The 9012-nt window shown below is 47.2% G+C and carries 20 protein-coding genes; 11 read left to right on the top strand and 9 right to left on the bottom strand.

Annotated elements, in window-relative coordinates:
- The 9 genes from PHS46_08305 to PHS46_08265 all read left to right on the top strand — a co-directional run.
- Window positions 1-285 (top strand): hypothetical protein (locus tag PHS46_08305; protein MDD3906503.1); only part of this gene is annotated, 285 nt, incomplete at its 5' end.
- Between the two features lies 1 nt (window position 286).
- Window positions 287-439, top strand: coding sequence for a hypothetical protein (locus PHS46_08300; GenBank protein MDD3906502.1), 153 nt, complete (start codon window positions 287-289; stop codon window positions 437-439).
- Between the two features lie 4 nt (window positions 440-443).
- Window positions 444-581, top strand: coding sequence for a hypothetical protein (locus PHS46_08295; GenBank protein ID MDD3906501.1), 138 nt, complete (start codon window positions 444-446; stop codon window positions 579-581).
- 11 nt (window positions 582-592) lie between these two features.
- A complete protein-coding gene (locus tag PHS46_08290) occupies window positions 593-916 on the top strand; it encodes a hypothetical protein (GenBank protein ID MDD3906500.1) in 324 nt (107 codons plus the stop codon).
- 305 nt (window positions 917-1221) lie between these two features.
- Window positions 1222-1530 carry an antitoxin gene (locus tag PHS46_08285; GenBank protein ID MDD3906499.1) on the top strand — a complete coding sequence of 103 codons (309 nt, stop codon included), beginning with the start codon at window positions 1222-1224 and terminating at the stop codon, window positions 1528-1530.
- Complete coding sequence (locus PHS46_08280) at window positions 1517-1900, top strand: hypothetical protein (GenBank protein ID MDD3906498.1); 384 nt, start codon at window positions 1517-1519, stop codon at window positions 1898-1900. The genes PHS46_08285 and PHS46_08280 overlap by 14 nt, the downstream gene beginning before the upstream one ends.
- Entirely contained in the window at window positions 1897-2301 is a 405-nt protein-coding gene (locus PHS46_08275) for a hypothetical protein (protein ID MDD3906497.1), read from the top strand. The genes PHS46_08280 and PHS46_08275 overlap by 4 nt, the downstream gene beginning before the upstream one ends.
- A gap of 31 nt (window positions 2302-2332) precedes the next feature.
- Window positions 2333-2479 (top strand): hypothetical protein, encoded by a 147-nt coding sequence (locus PHS46_08270; GenBank protein MDD3906496.1) that lies wholly within the window; start codon window positions 2333-2335, stop codon window positions 2477-2479.
- A gap of 9 nt (window positions 2480-2488) precedes the next feature.
- Window positions 2489-2662 (top strand): hypothetical protein, encoded by a 174-nt coding sequence (locus tag PHS46_08265; GenBank protein ID MDD3906495.1) that lies wholly within the window; start codon window positions 2489-2491, stop codon window positions 2660-2662.
- On the opposite strand, the gene PHS46_08260 is transcribed toward PHS46_08265, so the two are convergent.
- The 9 genes from PHS46_08260 to PHS46_08220 form a co-directional block, all read right to left on the bottom strand.
- Window positions 2663-2884: a hypothetical protein gene (locus PHS46_08260; protein MDD3906494.1), complete on the bottom strand. Its 222-nt coding sequence runs from the start codon at window positions 2882-2884 to the stop codon at window positions 2663-2665.
- Window positions 2885-2894: 10 nt separating this feature from the next.
- A complete protein-coding gene (locus tag PHS46_08255; protein ID MDD3906493.1) occupies window positions 2895-3023 on the bottom strand; it encodes a hypothetical protein in 129 nt (42 codons plus the stop codon).
- Between the two features lie 251 nt (window positions 3024-3274).
- Window positions 3275-3625 (bottom strand): hypothetical protein, encoded by a 351-nt coding sequence (locus PHS46_08250; protein MDD3906492.1) that lies wholly within the window; start codon window positions 3623-3625, stop codon window positions 3275-3277.
- Window position 3626: 1 nt separating this feature from the next.
- Entirely contained in the window at window positions 3627-3941 is a 315-nt protein-coding gene (locus PHS46_08245) for a hypothetical protein (GenBank protein ID MDD3906491.1), read from the bottom strand.
- A gap of 31 nt (window positions 3942-3972) precedes the next feature.
- Complete coding sequence (locus PHS46_08240) at window positions 3973-4326, bottom strand: hypothetical protein (GenBank protein ID MDD3906490.1); 354 nt, start codon at window positions 4324-4326, stop codon at window positions 3973-3975.
- Between the two features lie 44 nt (window positions 4327-4370).
- On the bottom strand, window positions 4371-4670 hold the full coding sequence (locus tag PHS46_08235) for a hypothetical protein (GenBank protein ID MDD3906489.1): 300 nt from the start codon (window positions 4668-4670) through the stop codon (window positions 4371-4373).
- Window positions 4671-4940: 270 nt separating this feature from the next.
- Window positions 4941-5453, bottom strand: a complete 513-nt coding sequence (locus tag PHS46_08230) for a hypothetical protein (GenBank protein MDD3906488.1) — start codon at window positions 5451-5453, stop codon at window positions 4941-4943.
- A gap of 290 nt (window positions 5454-5743) precedes the next feature.
- Window positions 5744-6187, bottom strand: a complete 444-nt coding sequence (locus PHS46_08225; protein ID MDD3906487.1) for a hypothetical protein — start codon at window positions 6185-6187, stop codon at window positions 5744-5746.
- 167 nt (window positions 6188-6354) lie between these two features.
- Entirely contained in the window at window positions 6355-6897 is a 543-nt protein-coding gene (locus PHS46_08220) for a hypothetical protein (GenBank protein MDD3906486.1), read from the bottom strand.
- A 292-nt stretch (window positions 6898-7189) separates the two neighbouring features.
- Between PHS46_08220 and PHS46_08215 the strand changes: the two genes are divergently transcribed.
- Window positions 7190-8158 carry a helix-turn-helix domain-containing protein gene (locus tag PHS46_08215; protein ID MDD3906485.1) on the top strand — a complete coding sequence of 323 codons (969 nt, stop codon included), beginning with the start codon at window positions 7190-7192 and terminating at the stop codon, window positions 8156-8158.
- Window positions 8159-8162: 4 nt separating this feature from the next.
- Window positions 8163-8579 (top strand): hypothetical protein, encoded by a 417-nt coding sequence (locus PHS46_08210; protein MDD3906484.1) that lies wholly within the window; start codon window positions 8163-8165, stop codon window positions 8577-8579.
- Window positions 8580-9012: the final 433 nt, after the last annotated feature.

Genomic DNA, 9012 nt, shown 5'->3' with positions numbered 1-9012 from the left:
ATACTAGTTATTTCGGAAGAATTTAGGGGTAGCGTCCTTCTGGGGGAAACGAACCATAATACAGCGTACGCCTATATCGCCCGCCTTACTTCCCTATGGGGGGAGTTATACCCGAAACTAGAAGGCAGGACGGACTTAAAGGACTTAGTGCCGAAATTCGAAGAATTTAGGCCGTACTATTTCGACCCTACGCAACTGATAGGAAAGCCGGAGGATATTTTTAAGTTACACGCGGTATTACGCGAGGCATTAGAACGCCTAAAAATAACCTGTTTCGAGGGGTAATATGGCAACTACGCTAGGAATAGCGGATAAAGACCTTCCACGCTTCATAAAGGCGAAACTTCGCTATTCCGTAGCGCAGGAAAAGGACGTATGTAGTGCGGCCTTCTTTACGAAGATACTAGACTATTGGATAGAAAACGAAGGTAAGGGGTAATGCTATGGCAGAAGACAAGAAACACGAATGTAATTATACGGTGCAAGACATATACGAATTGATAGATTTTTCCTACGTCATAGTAAAATTAACGTGTGAGTGCGGTAAGGAAAGATGGGACGTAGGAATACCGAAAGATTAAGGGGTAAAACCATGAAAACAAACCTAGTAAGATTGGACGACTTTGTAGCGCATCTTCGGGAAGACAAGGTTAATAAGGCGTATTACCTTACGCAAACCCGGCAGATACCCGGGGGGGCTATCCCGCAGTTATCTAGTTATATGATTTTTACGGCGAAGACCGCAGACGACAAGAAACTATTTATCCTGCCGATTCTGCTAAAGAGCGCCGGGATAGAAAACGAAGAACAGGCGAAGGCATTTAACGCCGAAGTGGGAAAGATGGTATCGGAATTAATTACCCTATTCCAAGATAAGTACGCTTCCTGCTTCCTTACGGAAGGTTCGATAGAATGAACGAAACACACCAATTTAACTATTGCCTCAACTGCAAAAGCCGTAACGAAAAGGGCGTAGATAAATGCCCTAAATGCGGTTCTAGGCGGCACAGGGCGTACTTAAAGGAGGGGGAAGATGGGAAATAACCCCGAGTGCCATAACTGCGGCCATAAACTAAACCTATGGTACGGCAAGCCGTCCCACCTAATCCGGTACGTTAAGGAGGGTAAGGATATGGGGTGCGGCTACCCGGACGAAAAAGGGCGGTTCTGCAAGTGCAAACACCCAGAACCTAGCCCGGTAGAATGTGTAGGGGCGAATATATGAAAGATACCTGTAAGGCGGCTATCGAGAAATGGGGCGCGAACAAACAATTAAACATGGTAATAGAAGAATGTGCCGAACTCATTAAGGCCATATCGAAATACCAACGGTACGAGCATAACGGGGTATGGCGCTTAAAGGCTATGGAAGAACTAGCCGACGTTTCTATAATGGTAGAACAAGGTATAATGATGCTAGGGACACCGGCGGAGTTCGACCGGATACGACAGGAAAAAATCGAGCGCCTTAAAACGCTTATCGCAGACCGGGACGACCCGGAAAGGGGGCTATCGCATGAAAGCCATTAGATTTACGAAAAATTGGAATGGGAAACTAGCGAACCGGGTATTTACGACTATCCGTAAATCCAAATCCCTAGAAGAAGATTATTACGGTTCGAAAATAGGTACGGTCTTTAACGTCGTACATAACGATACCGTCCTTTTTAACGCCCGGTTAGTATCGGCGTTACTGTACCAATACGCTAGAATCCCAGACGAATTAAAGGCGGTGGATACAGGGCGAACGGATAAGAAGGATTGGTACGCTATCTTCGAAAGTTTCTACGGCAAATTCGACGACACCGACCTATTCTACGTCCTAGTATTCGAGAAGGTAGCGAAGGAAGTAGATAAAGAAACGGGGGTAACTTACCCAGACTACAAGGTGCGTAAATGAAATTCCGGCGTATAACCTTCATCTTCCAAGAACCGCTAACCGAAGACCACAAGGGCTATCTTAACGTTAATTTCCTAGAACTCCGCAACGGTGCGGTTAAGGCCATGCGCGACCACCTGTTTAACCGGGCGAACCGGCAGTTTAAAGAGCGCCTAACCATGATGGCGAACATAGCAGAAGCCGGGATAAAGTACAGTTTCCCGAAGCCCAACGAAGCCGAATTTACCTACCCCATCATGGATTTAACCGGCCAATCGGTAAAGATAGGCGGGAAGGAATATCATTTAGGGTCGCTAATGCCTGAGAAAAAGATAATCCACTTCATAATTAACGACGTTAGCAAGGACATGGGAGTAGATGGGAAGACGATAACCTATATAGTGGAAGACTACGAACCCTAACCTTAATAAATACTAAGGCCGAATAAAGCGCATGGCTTCCAAGAAATTACGCCCGGGCGAACTCCCCGATATTTCATACGATAAATCCCTAGCGGGTCTGATGGAAAAGGGGGACAAGATAGGCGCGGCGGATTGGCAAAAGAGGGCAAAGAAAGGGGAAGTAATGCGGATTATGTAGGGGGAGAATATGGCCTTAAACCTTTTCAAAGACAAAAGCCGGTATTCGAAGTACAAGGACGACATGCCTTTAGACACTAGCGGAAGTAAGGATATACACCACACGACCTACGGCGCGGCTAAGTGGATGGGGAAAAATAGAAGGATTCCTAAGAATAAAATATCTAGTTCTAAGGGCTTCTAATTACTTCTTACCGCTTCGTAATGCCCCGCCTTTCCGAAGCCCTAAATCTATCATGCTACTGTTAAGGTTGGCTTCGGTTTCGTCGTCTTCCCTGTAAAAAATCCCCCGCGCTTCGTCCCATGCGAAATTGTTTAGAAGTTGCCCTAGCCGCATGTCCGGGTAGGCTTCCCATACCTTCCTTATCTTCGCAAGTATCCGTTTAATCCGTCGTTTATCGCGCATGTTATCCCCCTTATTCCATTTCTAGCACCCATTCAAGCGCGGCAGTATAGGCCTTAAAGTACCTAAAATTAACGTCCCCGCGCTTAAATGCGGCATGTATTTCGTTAAACTGCTTTACTACTTCGCGCTTAGAACGCATTAGACTACCCCCTTTTCTATCAGGTATTCAAACCCGCACCCCTCGCAGATTCCGTTATAGCGTTCGCAACACCATTCCGGGTACGCTTCGGCACTAACCCCCATATACCTAAGAAGGCATTTACGGCAGTATTCGGCCATGCTATCCCTCATTTACCCAAGAACGCCCTAAACCCCCAAGCGGCGGCTAGGGCAAACATTCCGAATCCGATAGGTTCTAAGTCTATAATGACTATCATGGTATCCATATCATCATCCCCTAGACTTAGCATACGGCGCGACAACCAAGAATAACCCGCTAGCGAGTTCTAAAAAAAACGGTTCGTTCGCGTTTCTTCTAAATGAAATAACCCGGCCTATGAACGGGCGTATTTTAATGGTTACTTCCTCGCTAATCATGCTATCGGTATTCCCGTCGTTAGTCTTTTTATCGAGCATACTAGGCCGGTTAGTTATAGCCACTATATCGGATTCGTCAGATAGCACAAACCCCCCGGAATAAAACTTAAATACCTTTACCCCCACGTTATAAAACGCCCGCTTAAATAGGGCTATGTCTGCTTCCTGTTCTTTCGTCAGGTCTATTTTAAGTTCCAACCGCATATTAAACACCCCGTAGTTTCAGCATTTCCCGGCGCATGTCTATTGTTTCCTTCGTAAAATATTCGTGTAGAATTTCGGACGGTATCGAATCTATGCCCCTATACCCGAGAATGGACATAAGCGCGGCGGTAGGGTTCTGTTCGCCCCGGGTTACGAAGTTAAAGGTATAGCGCGTCTTCCCGTAGAAGAAAACTAACTGCGGTTGGCCGTTAAAGACCCTTACGAACGCTTCTACCCTTTCCTTATGCCCTTCGCGCTTAAACCCCCGTTCGGTATCGGGCGCTAGCGCGTATTCCCGGTTCATTTCCATTATCATTCGTACTAATTTCCGTTGTTCTTCCTGCATATTAGCCACCCACCGTATTAACGGAATAAATTACTTCCGCGTCCGAGTATTCCCAATTATAAACGAATAATTCAGAATGGTAGCAGACCCTAACCCGTTCGCCCGAATCGGCGTATTCCTGCAAGCGTTTAAGTAATTCCGGGTCATTAACCGCCCCGTAGCGTTGGGCGATTACTCCGCCGCTACCATCGCTTATAGGGTGGTCGTTAGTCAGTTCTACCCGCCACGTCTTCCAAACCCACCCGCCGTAACTTACCCTAGCGATACTGTCCGTAGCGCAACCATCGGCCATATTCCCGAAAGTAATAAACGCCCCGCTAAGTACGGCTACAAAAATACAAATAACAAAGAGCATAAACAAACTTCCTATAAGGTCGCCAATATCCACCATAAGAACACCTAGAACTTTATGCCTTTTATCGCCTTTTCAGCGTCCGGTAATTCCATTTCTTTTAGCCTCGCGTATATCTTCCTGTCCCGGGCGGTCAGGGACTTAATAACCGCTTCGCAATACTTACATTTCTTAGTTTTACATGCTACGTCTGCGAAGCGTTCGGCCTGCGGGAATATGCTACCTAGCCGGTCGCCTACCTGTTCGCCACACCTACCGCAATAAACATACCCGAAACACCCGTACCCGTAGGCCGCGTGGCCGTGTTTAACGCAGTATATCGCCGCTTTCTGTATGTTGCTAACCATAGGGACACCCCCCGTACTTCCACTAACCCTTATTCCCTTCTTCGAATACATACCCGAGGCCGCACCCGATTATAGCAACCCCTACCGCCCCGAACAATCCCCCAATTATCCGCGACCCGTCAATATCGTACCCGCCCGCGTACAAGATGGAGAGCAGGCCGGAAACTATTATACCGCTAGCGCCCGCAATCCCGCCAAGTAAATAAAACAAAGTGGAAAACATAGTACGATACGGGTTAAGCGGTCTGGGTGGCGTTTTAGCCTCTGGGGTCATTCGCTACCACCATTTTTAGGGGCAGTTTTGCCCGGGGAGGCCACCCCCCCGGGCGGAATAAGCCCAATCGCGCTAGTGATGTGGCAACGGATAATCCTTCGTAGCCGAGATTTAGAGAAACCCGCCGCGTTAATCCCCGCGCCTTTAGAATATGCGAGTTCGGCTAGTTCATCAACTACTATATTCCTGCGTTCATGTTCAGACCCGCTAGCATTATCGTAGCGTTCCTGTATTTCCTTTTTTAGCGGGCGGCCTATAAAATGTACCCAATTAATTACCTTCCTTCGCTTCCCGGCAGTTGTAAGGTTATACTTCGCTACCCTGCCCGCCCCGCGCCTAGCCACATAAGCGCGTTTCTGCGCCGGGCTAAGTTTCGGTAATTCATCCTTCCCCGGGTCTTCCTGCGCGGTATGCCCGCATAGGGAATCGAACCCAAGTACGCCCCGGATTTCTGCCGGGCTTCCTTCCACTTCCACTTTATTGCCGTTTATTTCAAGTTTCGCTTTCATGGTATCTAACCCCCATATACTTACTTTCCGCAAGTAGGGCTAGGGCATATTAGCCCGCCCTTACTACTATCATCCCAGACCATACGCCGCCCGCAATCAGAGCAAAAGCGCACTTCGTTGTATTCCCTGCCGGGCATCATGGTCTAGTCCTCCGGCTTCGTACCTTCGTAATCCGGGCTTCGATTGTGTCCCCCCCCATGATACCCAAGTAATCCGCGTTCGGCTTCGGGATTGTAACCATTAGGCTATTCCCGACTACCAAAACCGCGCCTTCGAAATATACCGCCTTTTCATGCGCCATGTTTAACCCCCCGTTTGCTAACCTTATTTAGTTTCTTTATTCGTTCTGCTAGGATAAGTAATATGTCCGGCGCGACTTCGGTAAGTTCGTAGCACTTAAAATCTTCGGGTACGAACTCCTTTACGCTACCGTCGTATTCATCATACGAATAACAAGAACAATGTGAGAAGTACCCCCACCACACGACCCCGTTAATATCTATCCCGAATTGGGTTTGGTGGCCTTCGTAACTTTCTTCGTTAGAAGTAGAGTATAGCCACAGCACTTTTTCAGGCTTAACCCAATAAAGCCGCCCAACTACGGGAAGTTCGCAATCTGTATTATTGTTATAGATTGCCTTTGCCTCGTAAAAATTCAACCTTAGTTTAGGCAATTTCCTTATAGGTATTTCCGTAGTTTCCCCATTAGATTTTACGGTCTGTATATTTTTCATAGGGTATTACCTCCTTATCTTAGCCACAAACGCGGCATGTTCTACCTTAATGCAAGAGATACACGCCCGGTGGCCGCCCTTTCCGCTAGGGTACATTCCTGCGGCGTTTTGGCCGCTTTTACCCTTACAATACCAACATACCCCTTTCCTTCGTCCGAAAGACATATTTAGACCCCCCCCGTAGCCGAGTTCGGTTTTTTTATTAGTTCGTATCCGTACTTCGGATATACCCGGTAATCGGTTACAGGGTTCTTACATACCCCCATAGACCGGTAAATAAAAGAATCATACGGGTTAAGTTGCATTTGAATACGATAAACCCCCCACCCCTGCGCCCGCATAGCGGCGGCGTAAGACCTCCCCGCGTCAGTTACCGCGAAGGAATAGCCGGTTTTAACGTTTCCGGCAACCCCGGAAAGAAGCCCCCGCGCTTCTAAGTTCTTCAAGACCGCAAGCCTAGCGGTATAGCGCGTATCGTAAAGCGGCATACCGGGGGCGCGAAGCCCTGTACCGGGGCGAGAATCCCCGCCGCCCCAACCCTTATACCCCCCTACGCCTTCGTGGGTAAGCCCTAGTTCGGCGATTGCGAATATAGTAGTATCGCGGGTATGGGCTTCTTCTTCTGCTTCTTTCTTCGCTATTTCTTCATCGGTTAGGCTATCGGCGTAAGAATCAGACATGCCCGGGCGTTCTTCGGTAGTGTATGCCATGTTACCACTTCCGGTAGATTAAGACCGATTCTACGATATAATCCACCGCTTCGCGGGATACGCCCGGGTTAGCCCTTTCTAATGCGTTGCGAAGGTTGCCCCCGCAGACATAGCGCCGCGCTTCTTCCCTAACCTTTGTCGTTGCCATGTACATAACTAGATACAAACATTATTTAAACCTATCGCCGGTCGTATGCAAACAAACAACACCAAACACAAGCAGGATTATAAACCTTATAGGATAATCCCAGACGGTTTAAACTGACGGTTTAAAGTCCCGGGGTTGGTATGTGTGGCCGCAAGAAATTACGAAATAGAAAAAAGGATAATGGCGCTAGTGGGGGAAGGGTTGTACCCATCTAAAATAGCGAACGTCTTAAACGTTTCTACGACGTTAATACTTAAACATTTAAAGCGCTTAGAAAAAGAAGGCCGGTTAGAATCTTACGGGAAATGCCCTAAGTTTTACAACTTAAAAGATGTGGCCTTTAAACGGTGTAACGTGGGGTTCTCACTACCTATGAATGGACGGTTTAAACTCCGAGGTAAAACAGACGGTTTAAAGTCCCAAAAAAAACCCCTTATTTCAGATGTGATACGGCTTCATGATTTTAAGATTAAAATACCAATTCTGCAAAAAGGAAAGATGGTTTTAACCTCGAAGAAAGTAGAAATAAATAATTGGGTAAAGGAGTATTATAACCTAGACTTACCAACTAAGGCCACCCTAGAAATAACAACCCAGAGCGCTATAATCCACTTCCACAGTACCGACATACCGCGCAACATGGGCTTTAACCGGGCGCTAGTAGAATTTGCTACCCGGGGCATGGTGGCCGTAGTTTCTTATCTGGGGCGGCATGGCTACCGCCTCGACCTCATGAACCCCCGGGTTATTTCGCAACATTTAGCCGCAGATACGGCGGAAGAAATAGATAAACAGGTAAGCGAAGGTACGGTATTTAAGATAAATCTAAACCGCCCGGCGGCCACGATAACCGGGGAAATGCAGGCGGGCGCGGCGGCATGGGTGGATAGAAGCAAGGGGGCGCTAGAAATAGAAACGAACGACATTATCTACGAACAGGCCTTACTAGAAATGCCTATGCGATTGATACGGGTAGAACGGGGGTATTCGGAATACGATAAGCGCCTTAATCTTTACGACATGAACATAAAGAAGCACCTAGCGGTACTCGGGGAAATGAGCGACGCGCTTAAAGAAATGCGAAACTATTATAAAGAAAAGCGAAAAAGGTAAGTACATGGCAACGGAAATAGAAGACCTGAAATTACGGATTGTAGGGCTATCGAATCCTTTTAGGGAAGAAGGGGTTAAAACATTACTTAATCTATTGGAAGGGGAAATTAGAAAGGATGAACGCGCCCGGGAAGTATTAGGTAAAAGCGCCTTTTCCGTCGCGGTCGCAACGGCGGTAGAAAAAGGCCTAGAAAAGATTGTATGCCCAGACCATAACCTACCGTTAGTTTATTGCCAAATCTGTAAGAATGACGCTTTAAAGTTAGTAAAAGAATCAGGGACAACCGGCCTAGAGATTAGAGAAAAGATTTTAGACGAATTGGAAGAATTGCTAGAACGGTACGACGACCCCATTAACGGGGGGTGGAATTATCTACTTCGCGCATCAGACCTAAAAAAATTACGGGAAGGGAAACCATGAACCACTACCTAATAGGCCTATTTATCTGGGTGGGGATGGTTGCTATTACCTTCTTATGGCTAAGTAGCAATTCTACAATACCGGAAGAACGCCCCCCCCGGCCTACCCTCCCGGCCTACGGGGTAACAGAGCATTACGATTATAAGGTATCGGTAGAGATAAACCACACCGGCGCGGCGCGGGTAGCGAAGTGCCACATTACAGATATAAATATTCTCTGTAAATAACCCGTATGGGATATTCGTATTGCCCGCGTTGCGGTAGTCCGTTACATTTTAGTAGTAAAGTGCGTTCATCTATGCCACCTAGAAAATTCGTAAATATGATGGTTTGTACTCGTTGCGGATACCGGGAAACAAAACCTATATAAGACTTCTGCGCGTAGAAGACGCGGGGATATTATGGGCAATAAAACCTTAGAAATCTGCCCGGA

It is taken from the genome of Candidatus Omnitrophota bacterium, from assembly GCA_028699255.1.
In the GTDB taxonomy this organism is placed as follows: domain Bacteria; phylum Omnitrophota; class Gorgyraeia; order 2-01-FULL-45-10; family 2-01-FULL-45-10; genus FEN-1322.
Note: the sequence above shows the minus strand (reverse complement) of the source record. Positions and strands in the feature narration are given on the sequence as shown.

Coding starts and splice junctions, on each gene's coding strand:
- PHS46_08300 (MDD3906502.1), top strand. CDS start 287: ATGGCAACTACGCTAGGAATAGCGGATAAAGACCTTCCACGCTTCATA.
- PHS46_08295 (MDD3906501.1), top strand. CDS start 444: ATGGCAGAAGACAAGAAACACGAATGTAATTATACGGTGCAAGACATA.
- PHS46_08290 (MDD3906500.1), top strand. CDS start 593: ATGAAAACAAACCTAGTAAGATTGGACGACTTTGTAGCGCATCTTCGG.
- PHS46_08285 (MDD3906499.1), top strand. CDS start 1,222: ATGAAAGATACCTGTAAGGCGGCTATCGAGAAATGGGGCGCGAACAAA.
- PHS46_08280 (MDD3906498.1), top strand. CDS start 1,517: ATGAAAGCCATTAGATTTACGAAAAATTGGAATGGGAAACTAGCGAAC.
- PHS46_08275 (MDD3906497.1), top strand. CDS start 1,897: ATGAAATTCCGGCGTATAACCTTCATCTTCCAAGAACCGCTAACCGAA.
- PHS46_08270 (MDD3906496.1), top strand. CDS start 2,333: ATGGCTTCCAAGAAATTACGCCCGGGCGAACTCCCCGATATTTCATAC.
- PHS46_08265 (MDD3906495.1), top strand. CDS start 2,489: ATGGCCTTAAACCTTTTCAAAGACAAAAGCCGGTATTCGAAGTACAAG.
- PHS46_08260 (MDD3906494.1), bottom strand. CDS start 2,884: ATGCGCGATAAACGACGGATTAAACGGATACTTGCGAAGATAAGGAAG.
- PHS46_08255 (MDD3906493.1), bottom strand. CDS start 3,023: ATGCGTTCTAAGCGCGAAGTAGTAAAGCAGTTTAACGAAATACATGCC.
- PHS46_08250 (MDD3906492.1), bottom strand. CDS start 3,625: ATGCGGTTGGAACTTAAAATAGACCTGACGAAAGAACAGGAAGCAGAC.
- PHS46_08245 (MDD3906491.1), bottom strand. CDS start 3,941: ATGATAATGGAAATGAACCGGGAATACGCGCTAGCGCCCGATACCGAA.
- PHS46_08240 (MDD3906490.1), bottom strand. CDS start 4,326: ATGCTCTTTGTTATTTGTATTTTTGTAGCCGTACTTAGCGGGGCGTTT.
- PHS46_08235 (MDD3906489.1), bottom strand. CDS start 4,670: ATGGTTAGCAACATACAGAAAGCGGCGATATACTGCGTTAAACACGGC.
- PHS46_08230 (MDD3906488.1), bottom strand. CDS start 5,453: ATGAAAGCGAAACTTGAAATAAACGGCAATAAAGTGGAAGTGGAAGGA.
- PHS46_08225 (MDD3906487.1), bottom strand. CDS start 6,187: ATGAAAAATATACAGACCGTAAAATCTAATGGGGAAACTACGGAAATA.
- PHS46_08220 (MDD3906486.1), bottom strand. CDS start 6,897: ATGGCATACACTACCGAAGAACGCCCGGGCATGTCTGATTCTTACGCC.
- PHS46_08210 (MDD3906484.1), top strand. CDS start 8,163: ATGGCAACGGAAATAGAAGACCTGAAATTACGGATTGTAGGGCTATCG.